The following is a 21,332-nucleotide window of genomic DNA, read 5'->3' on the forward strand; positions in this document are numbered from 1 at the left end:
GTTTCTGTGACGATATCGCCATGGCATCCCTCCCTCCTCCTCGGCGTGCGTTCTGGGGCGACGTCCGCTTCCTCGTGGGCATCGCACTGGTAGCGCTCTCCATCGCAGGCGTCTGGCTGATCGTGTCGGCATCAGACCATGCAGTACCGGCCCTCCAGGCCACGCGGACGATCGCGCAGGGAGAGGAGCTGACCTCCTCGGACTTCCAGGTCGTCGACGTCGGTCTGGGCTCGTTGGCCGACGACTATCTCGGGCCCGAAGACGTCCGTCCTGGCAGCGTGGCGGCGCGCACTCTGCAGAGCGGCGAGCTCGTTCCGACGTCAGCCCTGACCGACGCCGACAGCAGCCGTTCCACGACCGTCGTGATCCAGAGCAGCACCGGGATCCCGGAAGGAGTCGAGGCGGGCACGGTTGTGGAGATCTGGCAGGCGCCGCCCCTCGACGAGGGCAGGTCCTACGATGTCCCGCGCATCCTCGTCGCCGACGTGATCGTGCACGACGTGCTCGACCAGGAGGGCGTGCTCGCCGATACCGGAAGCCAGCTCGAAGTCGTGATCGACCGCGCCGATGTGGCCGACGTGCTCGCCGCGACCACCGGTGGGGCCGCCCTCTCGGTCGTGCCGGTCGGGTCCGGATCGTGACGGCTGTCGTCGTGGCGGTTCCCGAGCCCCGCGCGAGCGTGCTGGCCGCGGAACTCGGACTGGAAGGCATCGAGGTGGTCTCGATCGTCGTGCCCGCCCCGGGCGTCGAGATCCCTCCCGGCACCGAAGCCGTCATCGTCCCTGCCACGCGCGCGGTGCTGACCCCAGAACTGATCTCCACGTGCGATCGGGCCGGCGTGCGCATCCTGGCTCTCGGCGGAGCGGACAGCCGTTTGCTGGGCCGTCTCGGGCTGTCCGCGGCCCTGCGCGCCGACGCCGCGGGATGGGAGGTCGCAGCGACGTTGGCGACAGAGGCGGATGCGGCGCCGCGGCCGCCGTCCATCCTCCCCCACCGCGTCATCGCCGTCTGGGGTCCGCACGGCGCCCCGGGGCGATCCACGCTGGCTATCCAGCTGGCGGCCGAGCTCGCCCGCACCGGACGCCGGACCGCTCTGGTCGACGCCGATACCGTCGCTCCGGCTCTCGCTCTCCTGCTCGGGCTCGGCGACGACTCACCGGGCGTGGCCGCCGCGTGCCGGCGGGCGGAGCGCGGGGCTCTCGACTCCGCCGAACTGACCAGACTCGCCACCACGGTCTCCACGGGCGGAGGGGACATCGAGGTGCTGCCCGGCATCAACCGTCCCAGCCGTTGGCCGGAGCTCTCTGCGACGCGCCTCAGAGCGACGTTCGCCGCCTGCCGCGAGTGGATCGAGGACACCGTCGTCGATATGTCCGACGCCTTCGATGCCGACGACGAGGTCACGCACGATCTCGCGGGGCCGCGTCGTCACGCGGCGACCTCGGCGACATTGGAAGAGGCTGATCTGATCATCGCGGTCGCCTCGGCCGATCCGCTCGGAATCAGCAGATTCGTGCGCGACCATGCCGAGCTGCGACGCATCGCCGCACGCACTCCCGTGGTCGTCGTGGTCAATCGGGTGCGATCGGGGCCCCTCGGGATCGATGCGCGAGGGCAGGTGCGGCGCACGCTCGAGAGGTTCGCGGGCATCACCGACGTCGTCTTCCTGCCGTTCGACCAGCGCGCGGCCGACGCGGCGCTGCTGCATGCGCGCCCCATGACCGATGTGGCTCCCCGCTCGCCCTTCGCTGCCGCCGTGAGACGACTGGCGACGACGCTCTGTCCCGCCGAGGCGGAGACCGCTACTGCCGGTAGCTCGAGAGGAAGTTCCCCAGTCGTTCGACGGCTTCGCTCAGCACTCGGGGTTCGGGGAGCGTGACGAGCCGGAGGTGGTCCGGGGTCGCCCAGTTGAAGCCGGTGCCCTGAACGAGCAGGATGTGCTCCGAGACCAGCAGGTCGTACACCAACCGTGCGTCATCCCGGATCTCGTGCACATTCGGGTCGAGCCGCGGGAATGCATACAGGGCCCCCTGCGGCTTGACGCAGGAGACGCCGGGGATCGACTCGAGCCCCTCCCACGCGATGTCGCGCTGCTCGTGCAGGCGACCGGTCGGAGCGATCAGCGCCTCGATCGACTGCACTCCGGAGAGCGCCGCCTGCACGGCATGCTGTGCCGGGACGTTCGGGCAGAGTCGCGTGGACGCCAAGAGCGTGATGCCCTCCAGGAAGCCCTTGGCGTGGTCCTGCGGTCCCGTGATGACCATCCATCCCGACCGGTATCCCGCCACCCGATACGTCTTGGACAGGCCGTTGAAGGTCAGGCACAGCAGATCGGGAGCAAGGGTCGCCGTCGGGATGTGCACGGCGCCATCGAACAGGATGCGGTCATAGATCTCGTCCGACAGCAGCAACAGCTGGTGCTCGCGGGCGATCTGCACCAGCCCCTCGAGGATCTGACGGGAGTACACGACGCCCGTGGGGTTGTTCGGGTTGATGATGACGAGCGCCTTGGTGCGTGGCGTGATCTTCGAGCGGATGTCCTCGAGGTCCGGCTGCCACTCGTCATCCTCGTCGCAGAGGTAGTGCACGGGCGTCCCGCCGGCGAGGCTGGTCATCGCCGTCCAGAGCGGGTAGTCCGGCGCCGGGATGAGCACTTCGTCGCCCTCATCCAGCAGCGCCTGCATGGTCATCGTGATGAGCTCGGAGACACCGTTGCCGAGATACACGTCATCGGGGTCGAATCGAGGGAAGCCCTCGATCTCCTCATAGCGGCTCACGACAGCACGCCGGGCGGAGATGATGCCCTTGCTGTCGCTGTAGCCGTGCGCCGTCGGCAGCGCCGCGAGCATGTCGCGCACGATCTGGTGCGGAGCGTCGAAACCGAAGATCGCCGGATTGCCCGTGTTCAGCTTGAGGATCTTGTGTCCCTCGGCTTCCAACCGCGCCGCCTCGACGAGGGCGTTTCCGCGGATCTCGTACAGGACGTTCTTGAGCTTCGACGACTGGTCGAAGTTGCGCGTTGGGGTCATCGGCCAAGCCTACAGCGACGAAAGGAGGGCCAATCCACGCGGACTGGCCCTCCCTGCGCTGACGCTACTTCTTTTTCTTGCCCTGGGCGCGACGCTGCTCGCGGTTCCCGGCAGCGGGCGCCTCTGCATCGGTGCGCTGACCGAAAGCCCCGCGCGGCGCTTCCTCCGGCTCGGTCTGCGGTGCCTGCGCGCGAGCCGCCGCCTGGCGTACGCGATCGGTGGCCGCCTGCTGGACCTGACCGCGGTCGTTGCGCACCTCGACCTCTCCCGCATCGTTCGCGGCGGAGTACTCGAGTCGCTGCTCGCCGCCGTCCGTGGCGAGGCCCTTCGCCTCGACCTCTGCGGTCTGCGAGTCACCGGCACGACGCACCTCGACCTCGAGGTTGTAGAGGTAGCCGACCGACTCCTCCTTGATCTGCCCCATCATCGACTGGAACATCGCGTAGCCCTCGCGCTGGTACTCGATGAGCGGGTCGCGCTGAGCCATCGCACGCAGGCCGATGCCGTCCTTGAGGTAGTCCATCTCGTAGAGGTGGTCGCGCCAGCGGCGGTCGAGCACCTGGAGCACGACACGACGCTCGAGTTCACGTGTGGCGGCTTCGCCGAGCGACTCCTCGCGCGCCTCATACGCGATCTTGGCGTCGGAGAGCAGCTCACGGGTGAGTCCATCGGCATCGATTCCGCCCTTGCGGTCGGCGGCCTCGGCCACCACCTCATCGATCGTCACGCCGACGGGGTAAAGGGTCTTGAGCTCGGTCCAGAGAGCATCGAAGTCCCAGCTCTCGTTGTGACCTTCCCCGGTGTGATCCTTCACGACGCCACTGATGGCGTCTTCGATGAAGTGCTGCACCCGGTCGGCGATGTCATCGCCCTGGAGGATGTGTCGGCGGTCGGCGTAGATGGCCTCGCGCTGGCGGTTCAGGACGTCGTCGTACTTGAGGACGTTCTTGCGCATCTCCGCGTTGCGGGATTCGACCTGCGACTGCGCGCTGCGGATCGCACGGGACACGAGCCCCGACTCGATCGGCACGTCGTCCGGGAAGTTCGTGCGGGCGAGGATCGCCTCGGCCGCCCCCGACTGGAACAGACGCATCAGGTCGTCGGTGAGGCTCAGGTAGAAGCGGCTCTCACCGGGGTCGCCCTGACGTCCGGAACGGCCACGGAGCTGGTTGTCGATGCGGCGGGACTCGTGACGCTCGGTGCCGAGCACGTAGAGGCCGCCGGCCTCGATGACCTTCTCGGCCTCCTCCGCGACGACGGCCTTCATCGCCTCGTAGGTCTCATCCCACGCGACCTCGTACTCCTCGGGCGTCTCCACGGGGTCGAGGCCCTTGCCCTTGAGCTCCTGGACGGCGAGGAACTCGGCGTTACCACCGAGCATGATGTCGGTTCCTCGTCCGGCCATGTTCGTGGCGACGGTGACGGCTCCCAGGCGACCGGCCCGAGCGACGATCTCGGCCTCGCGTGCGTGGTTCTTCGCGTTGAGGACCTCGTGCTTGACGCCCTTCTTCGCGAGCAGGCGCGACAGGTATTCGCTCTTCTCGACGCTCACCGTTCCCACCAGCACCGGCTGACCGGATGCGTGACGCTCGGCGATGTCCTCGACGACCTGTGCGAACTTCGCCGTCTCGTTCTTGTAGACGAGGTCGGACTGGTCCTTGCGGATCATCGGACGGTTCGTCGGGATCGGGATGACACCGAGCTTGTACGTGGACATGAACTCGGCGGCCTCGGTCTCGGCCGTACCGGTCATGCCGGCGAGCTTGTCGTACAGGCGGAAGTAGTTCTGCAGGGTGACGGTGGCGAGAGTCTGGTTCTCGGCCTTGACCGGCACGCCCTCCTTGGCCTCGATGGCCTGGTGGATGCCCTCGTTGTAGCGACGACCGACCAGGATTCGGCCGGTGTGCTCGTCGACGATCATGACCTCGTCGTTCATGACGACGTAGTCGGTGTCCTTCTTGAACAGGGCCAGCGCCTTGATCGAGTTGTTGAGGAAGGAGATCAGCGGGGTGTTCGCGGACTCGTAGAGGTTGTCGATGCCGAGGTAGTCCTCGACCTTCTCGATACCGGGCTCGAGCACGCCGACGGTTCGCTTCTTCTCGTCGACCTCGTAGTCCTCGCCGACTTCGAGCGTGCGGGCGATCTTCGCGAACTCGGCGAACCAGCGGTTGGCCTCGCCCGACGACGGACCCGAGATGATGAGCGGCGTGCGCGCCTCGTCGATGAGGATCGAGTCGACCTCGTCGACGATGGCGAAGAAGTGCTCGCGCTGCACGAGGTCTTCCTTGCGCCACGCCATGTTGTCGCGCAGGTAGTCGAAGCCGAACTCGTTGTTCGTGCCGTAGGTGATGTCAGCGGCGTACTGCTCGCGGCGCACCGCGGGAGTCTGACCGGAGACGATGATGCCGGTGGTCATCCCGAGCGCGCGGAACACGCGTCCCATGAGCTCGGCCTGATAGCTGGCGAGGAAGTCGTTGACCGTGATGACGTGGACGCCCTTGCCGGCGATCGCGTTCAGGTAGGCCGGGAGCGTGGCGACCAGCGTCTTGCCCTCACCGGTCTTCATCTCGGCGATGTTGCCGAGATGGAGGGCGGCGCCGCCCATGATCTGCACGTCGTACGCGCGCATTCCGAGCGTGCGCTTGGCGGCCTCGCGCACCGCGGCGAACGCCTCGGGCATCAGCTGGTCGAGCGTCTCGCCCTTCTCGAAGCGAGCACGCAGCTCCGTGGTCTCGTTGCGCAGCTCGTCGTCGGTGAGCTTGGAGATGTCCTCTTCCAGCGCCCCCACTGCCTTGACGACCTGATTCAGGCGGCGGATGACCCGCCCTTCGCCCGCACGCAGCAGCTTCTCAAGAGGATTGGCCACGGATGTCATCTCCCTGTCAGTGGGTAAATCGCCGGTCATCGGTGAACCCGACGCCAGGCATACTTCGCCATGTTACCGGGCTGTGACCTGCACGTCGCCTGCATGGCGGTCCCGCGCGTCGGATCGTCGGGTTGCCCGGTAACCATATACTCGGTATCGCATTCCAAAGAACGGTCACGGGGGACGAACGATGTCAGTACGCCAGAGCCTGCTCGCCATCCTCGCGCAGGGGCCCTGCTACGGATACCAGCTCCGCCACGAATTCGATCGCCGCACCGGATCGGTCTGGCCGTTGAACGTCGGGCAGATCTACAACACCCTCGAGCGCCTCGAACGCGACGGCCTGGTGTCGCGCGGCGAGGCCGACGATCGCGGACACGTGTACTGGCGGATCACGGATGCCGGGATCGCCGACGTCGACGAGTGGCTCTCCTCCCCCGTCGTGCGCCCCCAGGGCACCCGGGACGAACTCGCGATCAAGCTCGCGGTCGCGGCGACTCTTCCGGGCGTCGATGCGACCGCAGCCATCCTCGCCCAGCGATCGGCCTCCCTGCGACAGCTGGAAGCTCTTCGGCAGGAGCGCCGAGAACGGGGCGACGCCGACGATCCCGAAGGACTCGCGTGGGCCCTCGTGACCGACTCCATGATCTTCGCCGCGGAGGCCGAGGTGCGCTGGCTCGATCACACCGCTCAGCGCCTCAGCGGGCGTCCCCGCCATGCGATGGCGCTCGAGCTCACCGCCGATCGCCCCAAGCGCGGGCGACCCGCGAAGACCGTGTCGGCGATGTCCGACGCCCTCCCGGCGCTCTGACCCACGTCACAGGCACGCTCCGCACGCCGGGACCGACACGGGATCGCCGTTCGCCCCGAGCGGATGCTCAGCCATCCCTGTGCCCGGGGAAACTAGGATCGGGTCATGGCTGGATTTTGGGGCAGACGCAAACGCGAACAGGAAGAACTCGCCGCACAGGATGCCGATCTGGCTCGACGTGCTGAGCAGGCCCTGGTCAGCGCCGACGAGCGGATCCGCACGACCTCCGACGAGCTCTCCTTCGCGGAAGCCGAGCTCGGCGAGTCGCTCACTGCTGATCTGCGCACGGCACTCGCTGCGGTGCGCACCCACTTGCGCGAAGCGTTCCAGCTCCACCAGCTGAACCACGACGAGATCCCGGACACCGACGAGGAGCTGCGTACGCGCAACGCGCGCATCCTCCAGCTCTGCGACTGGGCGCAGGACCTGCTCGACGAGAAGACCTCCGTCCTCGCCGAGTCGGTCGCCAAGGTACGACGCGCCCCGGAGATCATCGCGCAGGTGCGGGCCGAGGCAGCCGCGCTCAGCGCCCGCATCCCCCAGACCAACGAAGCCGTCTCCCGTCTCTCGGCCCGGTACGCCGATTCCGCCATGCACCAGATCACCGCCAGCGCGGCGGAGGCGGAGCAGCTCATCAGTTTCGCTACGCACAGCGCCGACGTGTCGGAACGCCGTCGCGCGGCGAAGCAGAACGAGGAGGCCAACGTCGCCCTCGAGACGGCGACGGAAGCCACCCGCCGTGCGTCTGCCCTGCTCGATGCGGTGGAGGACTTCGAGATCGAGGCCCTGCGCGCCGAATCCACCCTGGCCGAGGTGGTCGCCGACTCCCGCGGCGATCTCATCGCGGCGCGGACAGCCCCGAACGTGCCTGCCGTCGCCCAGGCGGTCGCCGCACTCCAGGCCGCGCTGGGCGCGCTGACGCCCTCCGGACAGCCCAACGATCCGTTCGCCGAGCTGTCCCAGCTGCGCGACGCGAACTCGGCCCTCGACCAGGCGATCGCTCAGGCCCGTCACCGCGCCGAGAACCCTCTCCCGAGCATCGCTCAGGTGCAGCACGCGATCGACGATGCCGACCGGCAGCTGGGGGTGGCGCGCGGCCTCATCTCCGGACACCGCGGCTGGATCGGTGCCGACGCCCGCACCCGCCTCGCCGAGGCGGAGCGCCTTCGCGTCGATCTGTCCGACCTCCTCCCCGCCGAGGACACTCGCGAAGCGGCGCTCGTCCAGGCGCGTCGCGTCGCGCACCTGGCCTCCGAAGCGCTGCAGCTCGCGCAGCGCGACATCGATTCCTCGCGTCCCCAGGATCAGAACTGGGGCGGCGGTGGCGGCTGGGGCGGCGGCGGACGGCGCGGCGGTGGCGGCGGCGATCTCGCCTCGGGCATCCTCGGTGGCCTCGTGATCGGCAGTCTGCTGGACGGCATCTTCGACTGACATTCAGTCTCCGCCGCATCCCTCGACACAGAAACGGCCCGGTCCCTCACGGGATCGGGCCGTTCTGCGATTCAGATCAGGAGGCGAGCGCCTCGGACGGCGGAGCCTGAGTGCTCAACGCGATGACACCGTAGTCCCAGCCCTTGCGTCGATAGACGACGCTCGGGTGGTCGGTGCGGACGTCGACGAAGAGGAAGAAGTCGTGTCCGACCAGCTCCATCCTGTCGACCGCCTCTTCGACGGTCATCCATTCCGCATCGAAGCTTTTCGTGCGGATGACGACGGGCGAATAGTCGTCTTCTTCGGTCTGCTGCACCAGCACGCTGCCGGTCGCGACCGCGTGGAGGATGTCGGCCGATGCCGGCTGGACGTCGATGCCCTCGAGCGCTCCACTCTCCTTCTCGAAATGCGCGCCGCGCGGATGCTGTCGTCCGTCGACTCGCTTCTCCTTCGCGCGACGCAGCTGCTCGGACATCTTGTCGACCGCGAGGTCGAGGGCCACGAACTTGTCTCCATCCGTCGCCTCTGCGCGGACGACCGGGCCCTTGCCGATCAAGGTCAGCTCGACGGTCTCATCCGGGACATGACCGTTGCGATATACGCGATGGGTGACTTTCACGTCCAGCCGTTGCGCGCGAGACGCGAGCATCTGGATCTTGGCGATCTTCTCTTCGACAACGGTTCGGAAGCGATCGGTGATACCCACTCCGACGCCAACGATGCTTGTTTCCATTGCTGCCTCCTTGTCCCGGTCCTCCCGGCCAAGGGCGGACCGTGGTCGCCTTGTGTCCCCCCACCGTAGTCCGCCCGCCGACGGATGTCACGGGATCATTCCGCTGTGTCGCCGGTGCATTCCCGATGAGCTTCATCAGAATCCGCCACGACGCGGCGTGGCGGCGAGCGCGACCGCCGCCACGACGCGGAAGCCGGTCGATTCCAGTGCTCGTGCCGCTTCGTCGAGGGTCACCCCCGTCGTGACGACGTCGTCGACGACGACCGCCTCTGCGCCCCCACCTGACCGGCGTGCCTGCATCGCACCATGCACGTTGGACTCTCGTGCGCGTGCACCGAGGCCGCGCTGATCGGCGGTACCGTCCGCAAGCGAGAGCAATCGCTGAGGCTCTGCGTGCGCGCGACGGATCAAGAGCTCGGGCACGCGGTATCCGCGACGCCGAAACGCGCTTCTCCTGGTCGGGACCGGCACGATCCACGTGCTCGGCGTGACCACAGGCTCGAGCACCGCCGCCAGGGCGGCGCCGAGGGGGCGGGCGAGAAGCGTCTCCCCCTCTCCCTTCAGACGGCGGATGCAGCGCGCGGCCACCCCATCGAACACGAGGGCGGTTCGGACCGGAATGCCTCGAGGGGTCTGCCCGAGCTGCAGGGCGGGCCGGAGCGCCGCTTCACACCGCCCGCACAGGAGCGTGGCCGGCTCATCGCATCCGGCACACGTGGCAGCGAGGAGGAATGCGGCGATCTCGGCACCGACGCCGCGGGGACCCCTTGTCTTCCACATTCGAAGATTCTGCGCCCTCGACCTCCGCCGGAGTTGCCGATCATCCCCGTTGCGCGAATGAGCTGAAGGCAGGTCCCCTCCGTGCAGGGAAGGTCATTCACCCACGCGTGTCGCGAGCACGGAGACGTCGGAGGCGACCTCGCGCCAGGCCGACCCCGCGTGCGCGAACAGCTCGCCGTTGGAGCCGAGGATCCTCACCCCGGACGCGGTGCGTGCGCCGGCGATCGAGAGGGCGTTGCTCGGTGCGGCCTCCGCCGACCCCGGACCGCCGACCACCTGGGTGAGGAGACGCGGGCTGCTCTGGTCGGCGAGCACACCCACACGATCGGCCCCCAGCCACACCAATCCCATCGCCGGCTCGGAGAGCTGGGTCAGCTGCGTGAACTCGCCGAGCTCGATCGGGATGCCGGCGGCGTCACGGACGACCGCCGCGACGACCACCCACATCTGCTTGCCGACGGTCACCACGGCCGCCACCCTGGCGCCGTCTGCCGATACCCGCAGATGAGAGATCGTCGATGCGCTCGGCCATGCCTTCGCGATCTGATGCCCGACGGCATCGCTTCCCGCCGCCTGCACCGCCGCCGGTGCTCCCGCGGGGACCGACCAGGTGTAGCCGTACGGATCGAGTGAGGGCTTGATGAGACCGGGACGGGCGTCCAGCTCGTCGAGGCTGCCTTCGCCGATCAGATAGACGTGCTGATCGGCGAGCTGCACGGCGGCGCGGGAGTCATCGGCGGCGACGTCTATGGAGACGATCGGCTGCGTGACGGCGCTGATCTCCGAGCTGATACCGGGGATGGGCGAGATCTCATCGCCGACGATCCGCCCGAACGCGCCGTTCTGCAGCACGAGAGTGCCCGTCGTGGCCGACGGGGGGACGACATCCGCCACCCCGGCCTCGAGGTTGCGGCCGTCCACCGTGAACCGGACCTCGGTCACCGCGACGCCGGCAGCGCGGAGGGTCGCCTGGAGCTGGGTGCGCATCCGGGAGAGCGTGGCGGCGTCGAGGCCCGAGGCGGGCCGGGTGAGCGCGACATCCGCCACCTGGCCGACGATGGGAACCGCGTCCTGCGCCAACTGCACGTCGGCGGGGAAAGCGTTCTGCACTGCGGGGTCCAACCACTCGCTGGGCTCGCCGCCGATGAGCGCCCGTGTCACCGTCGTCGCGGGGCTCTGGCGCCGCGGGAACCAGCGCATGTCGGGCACCAGCCTCGACCAGCCGAGGTCGAAGTACTGCAACGGATACCCTTCGAACACCTTGGTGAATCGCGTCTCATCGATCACCACGCCGTCCGGCGCCTGCGTGATGCGCCATTCGCCGTTCTCCATCCGCTGCAGCGTGAATGCCACGTTGGACGATCCGAGGGCCTCGGAGTACTCTCCGGCGTCATCGACACTCGCGACCAGGTCGAGCGTGACCTGGACCTCTGCGGTGTCCGCACTCTCCACCTCATCGTCGGGGACCGAAGAGGTGACGGTCCTGGTGTCCGTGCCGATGTCGATCGACACCCCTGCCGACGGGCTCCAGCTGCGCTGCAACGAAGGCGCGAGGAAGTCGCGTGCGGTGTCCCAGTTGTCGGTCGTCGTGATACCGGCCTCGAGGAAGCCCTCGACGATCTCCTCGGGTCCCGCACCGGTGATCGGGCCGGAGGCCACGGGGAGGATGTCGACGTCCTGCGGGGACTCCCCCAGCTTGAGACCGACCGCGACGTCACCGCTGGTCGGCAACCCCGCGCATGCGGGAAGCAGCGCTGCGACGAGTATCAACGCGAGGCCTCGCAGCCGCCGATTCGGTCTCCGCTCGGTCACGACCAGTCCTCCTCATCGAACATGCCGGCGGGCGCGTCCGTCAGCGAGATCGGCTGTGTCGCGTCGCCGAGCTCCGCGAAGGGCTCCTGGGGTTCGATCGGGATCGGGCTCGGACCGTCCAGCACTCCACCGTGTCGGGGAATCGTGAGCACGAAGTTCGTCCCGACGCCGAGTTCGGACCAGACGTCGAGGGTACCGCCGTGCAGGGTCGCATCTCCCAGGGCGATCGAGAGCCCGAGTCCCGTCCCCCCGATCGTGCGCTGACGCGAAGGGTCGGCGCGCCAGAAGCGATCGAAGACACGCTCCGCATCGGCCGGCTCCATGCCCAGGCCGAAATCCCGCACCCCGGCGGCGACCGCGTGCTGGTTGCTGTCGACCGTGACGACCACCGGGCGTCCCTCGCCGTGCTCGATCGCGTTGCCGATCAGGTTGCGCAGCACCCGGCGCACCCGACGCGGATCCATGTCGACGGGCGAGTAGCCGCCCGGTGCCACCAGCCGCAGCTCGGTGCCGTGCCCCTCGGCCAACGGACGCATCTGCTCGATGATGTCCTCTGCCAGGTGGGTGAGACTCGTCGCCTCCAACTCGAGCTGCACCGATCCCGCGTCGTAACGGCTGATCTCGAGCAGATCCGACAGCAAGGTCTCGAAGCGCTGCACCTGGGCGTGCAGCAGCTCGGCCGTGCGGGCGGTGGTGGGGTCGAACTCCTCACGCTGATCGTTGAGCATGTCCGCGGCGAGACGGATGGTGGTCAGCGGAGTCCGCAGCTCGTGCGACACGTCCGACACGAACCGCTGCTGCACCATCGACAGCTCGCCGAGTTCCTTGATCTGCGACTCGATGCTGTCGGCCATCGCGTTGAACGACCGTCCGAGAGTGGCGAGTTCGTCTTCTCCGTGTACTTCGAGGCGCACGCCGAGATCCCCCGCCGCCAGCCGCGCGCTGGTCTCCGCAGCCTGCACGATCGGGGTCGAGACGGCGCGGAGGACGATCCAGGAGATCGCGGCGACGATCGCCACGAGACCGATCCCCGCGATCCACAGCGTTCGCTGCACGAACACCAGGGTCTGGTCCGCGTCGCCGAGGTCGTAGGCGAAGTAGATCGCGAACGCCCCGGCTTCCGGCACCTGGAGCTGCTGCCCGACGATGATTCCGGGAACCTCTCCCCCGTCCGGGGAGGGCAGAGCCACCGACTGCCAGGCCTGGCGGTCGTCGAACTCCACGACGCGCGCCTGGAGTTCCGGGCTCAGCAGGCTCCTGCTCAGCCCGGCCTCGAAGCCGTTCAGTCGGACCCCGTTCGCATTGTCGATCTTGAAGCCGGCGAGCTGATCGGTGCTCGACGTGCGGGTGAGGTTCGACTGGACGCTGTTCCACAGTTCGGTGAGGGCCGCGGAGTCATCCCCCACCTCGGCCACGTCCAGGATCCCCTGCGCCTGATCGACCGCGCGGCGGGAGTCTTCGAGTGCGACGTCCTTGCGGGAGATGAAGAGATCGTTCTGGATGACGAGAGCCATCGTCACGCACGTGATGAAGATCGCCAGGGAGGTCGCGAGCAGGGTGATCGAGAGCGTGCGGAACCGCAAGGAGCGGCGCCACAGGATGCCGAGCATCGTCGGCCAACCTCGCCAGTCGCGCAGGACAGCGACCGTCGCGGTGGTCGCTGTCGTCGCGGCCATCGTGCTCCTAGCCGACGCTCCCGGCGCGGTAGCCCACGCCGCGCACCGTCATGACGATCTTCGGGTTGTCGGGGTCGAGCTCCACCTTCGCGCGCAGGCGCTGCACATGCACGTTCACCAGTCGGGTGTCGGCCTTGTAGTGGTAGCCCCACACCTGCTCCAGGAGCATCTCCCGGGAGAACACCTGCTGGGGCTTCGACGCGAGTGCGACGAGAAGCTGGAACTCCAACGGCGTGAGCGCGATCGGAGCCGTCCCCCGACGGACCTCGTGCGCATCGACGTCGACGGTGAGGTCGCCGACGCGGAGCTGCTCGCTCGTGGCCTGCGGCGTGGGACGAAGCCGGGTGCGGATGCGGGCGACCAGTTCCTTCGGGTTGAAAGGCTTGACCATGTAGTCGTCGGCGCCCACCTCGAGCCCGCGGACGACATCGGCGGTGTCGCTGCGCGCGGTGAGCATGATGATCGGCACGCCGGACTCGGCACGGATGCGGGTGCAGATCTCGATCCCGTCCATGCCGGGGAGCATGAGGTCGAGCAGCACGAGGTCGGGTCGCTGCGCTCGCCACTCGTCGACGGCGCGCGCACCGTCCGCGCAGAAGACCGGCTCGAAGCCTTCGGTCCGCAGCACGATCCCGATCATCTCGGCGAGCGCGGTGTCGTCGTCGACCACGAGAATACGTGAGGTCATAAGAGTTACCTTATGGCACCGAGTCCCAGCGATCCCAGGTCTGCGCACCGTGTGCGGGATATGACGCGCCGCGCGAGGGATATGACACGATGGGAGCGCACGATGGAGAGGGAGTGCCTGTGACCGGACAGACGTGGACGCCTGCCCCGAAGAAGGGCATCATCCCCCTTCATCCGCTCTCGTTCGGAATGCTGCTGGGAAAGGCCTTCGCCGCGCTTCGGCACAACCCGAAGGTGCTCTTCGGCTTCGCCGTGGTCACCCAGCTCGTCGTGGTGGTCGTCACGGCCGTGGTCATGGGCGTCGTCTTCTTCACGACGTTCAGCCGCCTGGAGACCGTCTCTCCCTCTTCTCCGGACTTCGAGGCGGTGATGGCGGGGACCATCGCGGTGAACCTGATCGCCGGGCTCGCCGTGGGTGTCGCCTCGATCGCCTTCACGGCGATGATGCAAGGCGTCGTCGCCGCGGAGATCGGCTATGCCGCGATCGGAGTGAAGGCGACGCTGCGGATGCTGTGGCGCCGGATGGCCCCGGCGTTCTGGCGACTCGCCGGCTTCGCCTCCCTCTCCGTCGCGGCCGTGTTCGGCATCTTCATCATCGCTGCCGTCGTCATCGCGGCCTTCATCGCCGGCGGCATGGGCGGGAGCGCCGAGATGGTCGGCGTCGTCGTGCTCGTGGTGATCGTCATCGTCCTCGCCTGCATCCCGCTGGCGGTGTGGCTCACCACGAAGCTGCTGCTCGTACCGTCGATCCTGGTCCTCGAGCGTGCACGTTTCCGAGACGCTTTCGTCCGCTCCTGGAGGCTCACCCGCGGGCGCTTCTGGGTCGCGTTCGGTGTGACCTTCCTCATCAGCGCGATCATGGGCATCGCGGCCCAGGTCGTCAGCGTCCCCGCCACGCTGCTCGGCTCTCTCCTCGGCTCGGTCGTCGCGCCCACAGGAGCAGAGGACCCGAGTGCGGTGGTCGCCTTCGTCGTGACCTTGATCGCCCCGCAGATCCTGCTCCTCGTCATCCAGGCGATCACCCTCGTGGTCCAGAGCACCGGATCGGCGCTCGTCTACCTCGACTGCCGGATGCGCTACGAGGGTCTGGACCAGACCTTGATCGCATACGTGGAGCGCCGTGACCTCGGCTGGACCGACGAGCAGCAGGACGATCCGTTCCGCGTCGATCCGTCACGGGCCGTCACCTCTGCACCGCCGCCCCGCCAGGTGCCGGAGCACGTCATGATGTCGCAGGGCTACGGGTATCCGCCCTACGGCGCACAGCCGACGTTCGGAGAGCCGGGAGCGCCTCAGGCATATCCCGCACAGCCGTACCCCGCGCAGCCGTACCCCGCACAGCCTTCGATGCCGTATCCGGCGGCGGCGCCCGTGACACCGCCTGCCGTCGCGTTCCCGCCACCGCCGCCTCCCGCGCCGACCGCCGCATCGGGAACATCCACCATGCCGAGCGTCCCCTCAGCGGAAGCAGCACCCGATGACGGCGGGTGGGCCGCGCCCGGCGCAGACGGCACCGCATGATCCGACCGTTCGACGACCTGTTCGTCCCCGACGGGGACGAAGCCCGACGCTGGGCGGAGGAAGAGCTCTCCAACCCTCGCTACGCCGACGCGAAGCCCACGTGGTTCGATCTCCTGGCACGTGACATCGGCCGTTTCCTCGCCGACCTGTTCAGCTCCGGCAACGGGGCGGGCATCGGGCCGTCCGCCCTCATCATCGTCATCGTCATCATCGCGGCCGCGCTGGTCGCCGCGCTCATCATCTGGGGCAGACCGCGCAGCTCCCGCGCCGTCAGGCGGGCACAGGGAGACCTCCTCGGAGCGGCCGACGACCGCAGTGCGGCGCAGTTGAGATCGGACGCCGAGCGGGCCGCCCGCGAACGAGACTGGGACGCCGCGACGATCCTCCGGTACCGGGCGATCGCGCGCAGCCTGCGGGAGCGCGATCTGATCGATCCGGCGCCGGGCGCGACGGCGCAGTCGATCGCCCGCGAGGCGAGCACGGTGTTCGTCGACGAGGCAGCCGCCATGCGTCGAGCAGCCTCCTCCTTCGACGACGTCCGCTACCTCGGGCACACCGCGAGCGCCGAGACCTATCGGGATCTCGTCGACATCGATGATCGGATCCGCGCACGCCGCCCCGAGGCGGTGCCGGCATGACCGTGATCGAGCCTGACCACGCCGCCTCCTCTCCGGCTGCCCCTTCCACAGCGGAACACCGCCTGAGCCGGGCCAAGACGATCATCGGATGGACAATCGTCGCCGCCCTGGTCCTGATCGTCGCTGCGGTCGGACTGCGTGTCGCCGTGACCGCCCCCGGCGCGCGCGGTGCCCTCGACCCCGAAGCCCGAGACGACGGCGGCGCCCTCGCGCTCGCGGACATCCTGCGCGATCAGGGCGTCGAGGTCGACGTCCGCCGCTCGCGGGCCGAGGCGCTCACAGCGATCGACGAAGACACGACACTCGTGATGGCCAACCCGTACACCCTGACCGACGAAGCCCTGGAGACGCTCACCGCTCCGGCGGGGCGCGTCGTGTTCCTCTCGACCGGCACGCACCTGCTGAACGAGCTCGGCATCGGAGAGAACGCCACGGGAACACTGCCGGCGGCGGCCCCCGACTGCGACGTCGCCGAGTTCGCGAGGGTCGGGACCATCCGTGCCGACCGCCTGTTCACCCCGGCTGACGGCGTGCAGGCCTGCTTCGGCGATGCCGAGGGCGCCGCCGTCCTCGTGGACCGCCGTTCCACGCCCGAACGAGTGGTGGTGGAGGGCACCAGGCTCTTCGGCAACGCCTATCTCGCCGAGAACGGCAACGCCGCCCTCGGGTTGGCGCTGCTGGGTCAGACCGATCGCGTCGTCTGGTACGTCCCCAGCTTCGCGGACTCCGACATCGAGGCCGAGCCGGTCGACACCCTCGGCAGTCTCACGCCTCCCTGGGTCACACCTGCGATCCTGCTGCTGATCATCGCGGGGATCGCCACGGCGATCTGGCGTGGTCAGCGGTTCGGTCCCCTGGTCGCCGAGACGCTGCCGGTCACCGTGCGGGCGTCGGAGACGATGCACGGACGTGCGCGTCTCACGGCCAGAGCCGCAGATGCACCGCACGCCGGGCAGGCGCTCCGCGACGGAACCCAGCGACGACTGGCTCGACGGCTCGGACTCCCCGTCCACGCGGGCGCAGACGAGGTCGCGGATGCAGCCTCTGATCGTCTGCGGATTCCCCGGGGCACGCTCCAGGCGCTGCTCGCCGGGCCGCTCCCCGAGAACGACGCCGCTCTGGTCGACCTCGCCAGACGCCTGGACGAGCTCGAGACCGCAGTGGACGACAGCACGCACGTCGACCGATCAGAACCGACCACCCATCCCCGAGAAGCAGAGGGAAACACGTGACCGTTGAGAACCTTCCCACCGACGACGCCGCACTGCGCCAGGCCATGCACCGGGTGCGCACCGAGGTCGACAAGGCGGTGGTCGGCCAGGCCGGCACCGTCACCGGGCTGCTCGTGTCGCTGCTCGCCCGAGGCCATGTGCTCCTCGAGGGTGTGCCGGGCGTCGCGAAGACGCTGGTCGTCCGCTCCTTCGCACGAGCGCTCGGCCTCGACACCAAACGCGTCCAGTTCACTCCCGACCTGATGCCGGGCGATGTCACCGGCTCGCTCGTGTACGACGCGCGCACCGGCGAGTTCGACTTCCGCGCCGGCCCGGTGTTCACGAACATCCTGCTCGCGGACGAGATCAACCGCACGCCGCCGAAGACCCAGGCCGCGCTCCTGGAAGCCATGGAGGAGCGCCAGGTGTCGGCTGACGGCGTCAGTCGCCCCCTGCCCGACCCGTTCCTCGTCGCCGCGACGCAGAACCCGATCGAACACGAGGGCACCTACTCGCTGCCCGAGGCGCAGCTGGACCGCTTCCTGATGAAGCTCGTCGTCGGCATGCCCGAACGCGACGCGGAGGTCTCGGTGCTGCGTCGACACGCAGAGGGCTTCTCGCCGCGCGAGCTGACCGGTGTGGAGGCGGTGGTCACCGCCGACGAGATCCGCGCAGCCCAGCAGGCGGCCGCCGCCGTCGAGGTCACGGACGACGTGCTCGGCTACGTCGTCGACCTCGCTCGGGCGACCCGTCAGTCTCCGTCGGTCGAACTCGGTGCCAGCCCGCGCGCATCGACCGGTCTGCTCGCGGCGGCGAAGGCGTGGGCGTGGCTCAACGCCTCCTCCGCGGTGACCCCCGACCACGTGCAGACGATGCTGGTGCCCGTGTGGCGTCACCGCCTCCAGTTGCGACCCGACGCGCAGATGGAAGGCGTGTCCGCCGACGCGGTGCTCACCTCCGTGGTGCAGCAGACCCGGGTGCCGATCTAGGTGTTCGTCACCGGCCGCCTCGCCGTCGCCCTCGCCGTGGGCGTCTTCCCGCTCGTCATCGCCGGACTCGCGGGCTATCCGGCGTACGCGGTCCTCGGCGCCTGGATCGGCCTGTGCGCGCTGCTCGTCGCCGTCGACGTCGCGCTCGCGGCGAGCCCCCGATCGGTGACGGTGAGTCGCAGAGTGCCCGCGCGTGTGCGCATCGGGGAGCCGGTCCCGGTGAGCGTGGCCGTGCACAACCACGGCACCAGGCCACTGCACGCCCTGCTTCGCGACGCATGGCAGCCGACGGCGGGGGCGCCGTCGGACCGGCAGCACCTGGTCGTCCCGCCGGGTGAGCGCGGCCGTGTCGCCATTCCGCTCCTCCCCCGCCGTCGCGGGGAACTGGCCAGCGAGTTCGTGATGATCCGCTCCCGCGGACCACTCGGCATCGCGGGCCGGCAGGCACGGCATTCCGTCCGCGGAGCGATCCGCGTGCTCCCTGCCTTCTCCTCGCGCAAGCACCTTCCGTCCCGCCTCGCTCGGCTGCGCGAGCTGGATGGCAACACGAGCATCCAGGTGCGCGGTCAGGGTACCGAGTTCGATTCATTGCGTGAGTACGTGCGCGGTGACGACGTGCGCTCGATCGACTGGCGGGCGACCGCCCGCGCAGGAACGACGATGCTGCGCACCTGGCGACCGGAACGGGACCGTCATGTGGTGATCATCATCGACACCGGACGTACAGCGGCAGCTCGTGTCGGCGACGGTACGCGCGTTGATGCCGCGCTCGAGGCGGCACTGCTGCTGGCGGCACTCGCCTCGCGTGCCGGTGATCACGTGCACCTGCTGATGTACGACAGGGTCGTCCGCGGTCGGGTCACCGGGGTCGACGGCGCCGCGTTGCTTCCGGCTCTGACCGACGCCATGGCTCCCGTGCACGCGCGGCTCGTCGACACGGACTGGCACGGCGCATTCGCCGCCGTGCGCTCGCTCACGACGCGGCCCTCGCTGATCGTGGCCCTGACGGCGCAGGACGCGGCCGAGTCGGCCCGTGGCTTCCTCGGCGCCTTCCCGAACGCCTCACGTGCGACCACGGTCCTCGTCGGATCCGTGACCGACGACGGCATCTCCGCTCTCGCGCGCCGTCGTGATTCCCGCGAGGACGTGTATCTCGCCGCGGCCGCCGAGCGAACTCTCCGCGACGCGGAGAACGTCGCCGACGCGATCCGCAGGGCCGGGGGCGAAGCGATCGCCGCCGATCCGGAAGACCTCCCACCGCGGATCGCCGACCGCTACCTCGAGCTGAAGGCCGCCGGTCGACTCTGACGCCCAACCGATCGCGTCAGCCGACGACCAGGCGCGGGGTGCCCGCTTCGTATTCGACGAGGTCGCCGGTCTCACCCGCGCGATGCGCCCTCCCGCCGATCACCAGCATGTAGATGAGGAACACGGCGAGCGCGGCCGCACCGATCCCGATCTTCACCGGCCAGGGCAGTGCCCAGCCCGTCACGAATCCCTCGACGAGCCCGGCGAGGAACAGCGCGAAGACCAGACCCATCGCGACGGTCGCCAGCGCCCTTCCCTGCTCGGCGAGCGCCTGCCCACGCGTACGGTGCCCCGGGGCGACCCAGGCCCAGAAGACGTGCAGCCCGGCGGCGGCCGCGACGAAGATGCAGGTCATCTCGAGCATCCCGTGCGGAAGGATGTACAGCACCATGAGGTCGGCTTTGTCGTGGACGGCCATGATCGCCCCGGTCGTGCCGAGACCCATCGCGTTCTGCACCAGCACGTACACCGGCCAGATCCCCGTGACGCCGAAGAGCACGCACTGCATGGCGATCCAGGCGTTGTTCGTCCAGACCATGCCCATGAACGCCGCTGCCGGGTTCTCCGTGTAGTAGCCCGTGAAACTCTCCTCCGCATACTGCGCGAGGGCCGCAGGCGGCCCCAGGGTGGCCACGATCGCCGGGTCGCTCGCGATCCATGCGGCGGTGCCGACGGCGACCGCGATGAACGAGATCGCGATGACCAGCGTCGTCCAACGCAAGCGGTACAGGGCCGCGGGCAGCTGCCACCGGAAGAAGCGGCTCGTCTGGGTGAGGATGCTGTCGGATGCGCCGGTGAGCCGCAGCCGGGCGCGGACCAGGATCGTCGACAGGTACGCGCCCTGCGGCGAGTCGCCGACGGACGTCTTCAGTTCGGCGAGATCGGCGGAGGCCGCCCGATACCGGACGATGAGCTCATCGACCCCGTCGCCGTCGAGACGGGCGCGACTGAGCTGGTCGAGCCGCTCCCATTCGGCGCGGCGTGCATCTGTCAGCGCATCGGCATCCACCTGATTTACTGTACTCATGTCCGTCCCGATCGACGTCTCCGACGAGGTCCTGTCCGGCGAGGCCGTCGCGCTCGATGTGCAGCCCGTCGGGTTCCTGCTGCGAGCGCTCGGCGCCGCGATCGACATGCTCCTCGGCTACGCCGTCTTCATCCTGTGGATCTTCCTGCGCATCTGGCTGCTGGACGCGGGCGTGCTCGATGAGACGACGGATCGCATCGCCGTGGTCTCGGCGTTCGTGGTGAGCTTCGTCGTGCTCCCGATCACGATGGAGGTCGCGTTGAAGGGACGCAGCCTCGGCAAGCTCGCGGTCGGTGGACGGATCGTGCGCGTGGACGGCGGCGCCGCGGGTTTCCGTCACGCGTTCATCCGCGGGCTGCTCGGCGTCCTCGAGATCTACATGACCTTCGGCGGGATCGCCGTGCTCACGGGCGCGTTCACCGCGCGATCGCAGCGTCTGGGCGACCTCGTCGCCGGGACCTACAGCCAGCGCGTGCGCACACCCGCTCTGAGCTCGCACGTCCCCGTCCTTCCCTCACCGCTGGCCGGCTGGGCGCAGATCGCCGACGTCGCCCGGTTGCCCGACCGTCTCGCACGCCGGATCTCCCAGTTCCTGCAGAGTGCCCCGCGCATGATCCCGGCGGCGCGGGCACGCGTCGCCCAGGATCTGCTCACCGAGGCGAGCCCGTTCGTCTCACCGCTGCCCTCGGCGCCGCCCGAGCAGGTTCTGATCGGCATCACCGTTCTGCGTCGCGAGCGCGAGCGGCGCGCGCTGGAGAACTCCGATCGTCGTGCCGAACGGCTCACCGGCCGTCGGGTCGGCGTCTAGCGGAC

18 protein-coding genes are annotated in these 21,332 nt (G+C 68.9%); 10 read left to right on the forward strand and 8 right to left on the reverse strand.

The window, feature by feature from the left end; genetic code table 11:
• Positions 1-20: 20 nt before the first annotated feature.
• Both DW307_RS02470 and DW307_RS02475 read left to right on the forward strand, forming a co-directional pair.
• The gene (locus DW307_RS02470) at positions 21-641 is read left to right on the forward strand and encodes an SAF domain-containing protein (protein WP_136023838.1); all 621 of its coding nucleotides are present in this window, start codon (positions 21-23) and stop codon (positions 639-641) included.
• Complete coding sequence (locus DW307_RS02475; RefSeq protein ID WP_168440973.1) at positions 638-1,879, forward strand: AAA family ATPase; 1,242 nt, start codon at positions 638-640, stop codon at positions 1,877-1,879. Before DW307_RS02470 ends, DW307_RS02475 begins: the two co-directional genes overlap by 4 nt.
• Here the strand turns inward: DW307_RS02475 and DW307_RS02480 are convergent.
• Together DW307_RS02480 and secA are read right to left on the reverse strand one after the other, a co-directional pair.
• Complete coding sequence (locus tag DW307_RS02480) at positions 1,803-3,029, reverse strand: pyridoxal phosphate-dependent aminotransferase (protein WP_021199852.1); 1,227 nt, start codon at positions 3,027-3,029, stop codon at positions 1,803-1,805. The genes DW307_RS02475 and DW307_RS02480 overlap by 77 nt on opposite strands.
• Positions 3,030-3,093: 64 nt before the next feature.
• Entirely contained in the window at positions 3,094-5,895 is a 2,802-nt protein-coding gene (gene secA, locus DW307_RS02485; RefSeq protein WP_029258246.1) for a preprotein translocase subunit SecA, read from the reverse strand.
• A gap of 190 nt (positions 5,896-6,085) precedes the next feature.
• Between secA and DW307_RS02490 the strand changes: the two genes are divergently transcribed.
• Positions 6,086-6,706 (forward strand): PadR family transcriptional regulator, encoded by a 621-nt coding sequence (locus DW307_RS02490; protein WP_136023840.1) that lies wholly within the window; start codon positions 6,086-6,088, stop codon positions 6,704-6,706.
• A 105-nt stretch (positions 6,707-6,811) separates the two neighbouring features.
• The gene (locus DW307_RS02495) at positions 6,812-8,137 is read left to right on the forward strand and encodes a hypothetical protein (protein WP_029258248.1); all 1,326 of its coding nucleotides are present in this window, start codon (positions 6,812-6,814) and stop codon (positions 8,135-8,137) included.
• 76 nt (positions 8,138-8,213) lie between these two features.
• Here DW307_RS02495 and hpf read toward each other — a convergent pair whose 3' ends face one another.
• From hpf to mtrA, 5 genes are all read right to left on the reverse strand, one after another.
• Positions 8,214-8,870 carry a ribosome hibernation-promoting factor, HPF/YfiA family gene (gene hpf, locus DW307_RS02500; RefSeq protein ID WP_136023841.1) on the reverse strand — a complete coding sequence of 219 codons (657 nt, stop codon included), beginning with the start codon at positions 8,868-8,870 and terminating at the stop codon, positions 8,214-8,216.
• A gap of 135 nt (positions 8,871-9,005) precedes the next feature.
• Complete coding sequence (locus DW307_RS02505; RefSeq protein WP_136023842.1) at positions 9,006-9,650, reverse strand: ComF family protein; 645 nt, start codon at positions 9,648-9,650, stop codon at positions 9,006-9,008.
• A 93-nt stretch (positions 9,651-9,743) separates the two neighbouring features.
• Positions 9,744-11,462, reverse strand: a complete 1,719-nt coding sequence (locus DW307_RS02510; protein ID WP_051668012.1) for an LpqB family beta-propeller domain-containing protein — start codon at positions 11,460-11,462, stop codon at positions 9,744-9,746.
• Positions 11,459-13,138, reverse strand: coding sequence for an MtrAB system histidine kinase MtrB (gene mtrB / locus DW307_RS02515; RefSeq protein WP_021199845.1), 1,680 nt, complete (start codon positions 13,136-13,138; stop codon positions 11,459-11,461). The genes DW307_RS02510 and mtrB overlap by 4 nt, the downstream gene beginning before the upstream one ends.
• 7 nt (positions 13,139-13,145) lie before the next feature.
• Positions 13,146-13,826, reverse strand: coding sequence for an MtrAB system response regulator MtrA (gene mtrA, locus DW307_RS02520; RefSeq protein WP_021199844.1), 681 nt, complete (start codon positions 13,824-13,826; stop codon positions 13,146-13,148).
• 119 nt (positions 13,827-13,945) lie between these two features.
• Here mtrA and DW307_RS02525 point away from each other — a divergent pair, with 119 nt between their 5' ends.
• The 5 genes from DW307_RS02525 to DW307_RS02545 are packed head-to-tail and all read left to right on the forward strand — an operon-like array spanning position 13,946 to position 19,492.
• Entirely contained in the window at positions 13,946-15,346 is a 1,401-nt protein-coding gene (locus DW307_RS02525; RefSeq protein ID WP_136023843.1) for a hypothetical protein, read from the forward strand.
• Positions 15,343-15,984, forward strand: a complete 642-nt coding sequence (locus tag DW307_RS02530) for a DUF4129 domain-containing protein (protein ID WP_029258253.1) — start codon at positions 15,343-15,345, stop codon at positions 15,982-15,984. Before DW307_RS02525 ends, DW307_RS02530 begins: the two co-directional genes overlap by 4 nt.
• On the forward strand, positions 15,981-17,216 hold the full coding sequence (locus DW307_RS02535) for a DUF4350 domain-containing protein (RefSeq protein ID WP_136023844.1): 1,236 nt from the start codon (positions 15,981-15,983) through the stop codon (positions 17,214-17,216). The genes DW307_RS02530 and DW307_RS02535 overlap by 4 nt, the downstream gene beginning before the upstream one ends.
• A 44-nt stretch (positions 17,217-17,260) precedes the next feature.
• Positions 17,261-18,184 (forward strand): AAA family ATPase, encoded by a 924-nt coding sequence (locus DW307_RS02540; protein ID WP_208323723.1) that lies wholly within the window; start codon positions 17,261-17,263, stop codon positions 18,182-18,184.
• On the forward strand, positions 18,185-19,492 hold the full coding sequence (locus tag DW307_RS02545) for a DUF58 domain-containing protein (RefSeq protein WP_136023845.1): 1,308 nt from the start codon (positions 18,185-18,187) through the stop codon (positions 19,490-19,492).
• A gap of 16 nt (positions 19,493-19,508) precedes the next feature.
• Here the strand turns inward: DW307_RS02545 and DW307_RS02550 are convergent, their stop codons facing one another.
• Positions 19,509-20,501: a stage II sporulation protein M gene (locus DW307_RS02550; protein WP_021199838.1), complete on the reverse strand. Its 993-nt coding sequence runs from the start codon at positions 20,499-20,501 to the stop codon at positions 19,509-19,511.
• 16 nt (positions 20,502-20,517) lie between these two features.
• On the opposite strand from DW307_RS02550, the gene DW307_RS02555 reads away from it, so the two are divergent.
• Complete coding sequence (locus DW307_RS02555; RefSeq protein WP_136023846.1) at positions 20,518-21,327, forward strand: RDD family protein; 810 nt, start codon at positions 20,518-20,520, stop codon at positions 21,325-21,327.
• Positions 21,328-21,332 lie beyond the last annotated feature (5 nt).

This window comes from Microbacterium sp. K27, assembly GCF_004794435.1.
Classification (GTDB): Bacteria; Actinomycetota; Actinomycetes; order Actinomycetales; family Microbacteriaceae; genus Microbacterium; species Microbacterium maritypicum_A.

Coding starts and splice junctions, on each gene's coding strand:
- DW307_RS02470 (WP_136023838.1), top strand. CDS start 21: ATGGCATCCCTCCCTCCTCCTCGGCGTGCGTTCTGGGGCGACGTCCGC.
- DW307_RS02480 (WP_021199852.1), bottom strand. CDS start 3,029: ATGACCCCAACGCGCAACTTCGACCAGTCGTCGAAGCTCAAGAACGTC.
- DW307_RS02490 (WP_136023840.1), top strand. CDS start 6,086: ATGTCAGTACGCCAGAGCCTGCTCGCCATCCTCGCGCAGGGGCCCTGC.
- DW307_RS02495 (WP_029258248.1), top strand. CDS start 6,812: ATGGCTGGATTTTGGGGCAGACGCAAACGCGAACAGGAAGAACTCGCC.
- hpf (WP_136023841.1), bottom strand. CDS start 8,870: ATGGAAACAAGCATCGTTGGCGTCGGAGTGGGTATCACCGATCGCTTC.
- DW307_RS02505 (WP_136023842.1), bottom strand. CDS start 9,650: ATGTGGAAGACAAGGGGTCCCCGCGGCGTCGGTGCCGAGATCGCCGCA.
- mtrB (WP_021199845.1), bottom strand. CDS start 13,138: ATGGCCGCGACGACAGCGACCACCGCGACGGTCGCTGTCCTGCGCGAC.
- mtrA (WP_021199844.1), bottom strand. CDS start 13,826: ATGACCTCACGTATTCTCGTGGTCGACGACGACACCGCGCTCGCCGAG.
- DW307_RS02530 (WP_029258253.1), top strand. CDS start 15,343: ATGATCCGACCGTTCGACGACCTGTTCGTCCCCGACGGGGACGAAGCC.
- DW307_RS02535 (WP_136023844.1), top strand. CDS start 15,981: ATGACCGTGATCGAGCCTGACCACGCCGCCTCCTCTCCGGCTGCCCCT.
- DW307_RS02540 (WP_208323723.1), top strand. CDS start 17,261: ATGCACCGGGTGCGCACCGAGGTCGACAAGGCGGTGGTCGGCCAGGCC.
- DW307_RS02555 (WP_136023846.1), top strand. CDS start 20,518: ATGTCCGTCCCGATCGACGTCTCCGACGAGGTCCTGTCCGGCGAGGCC.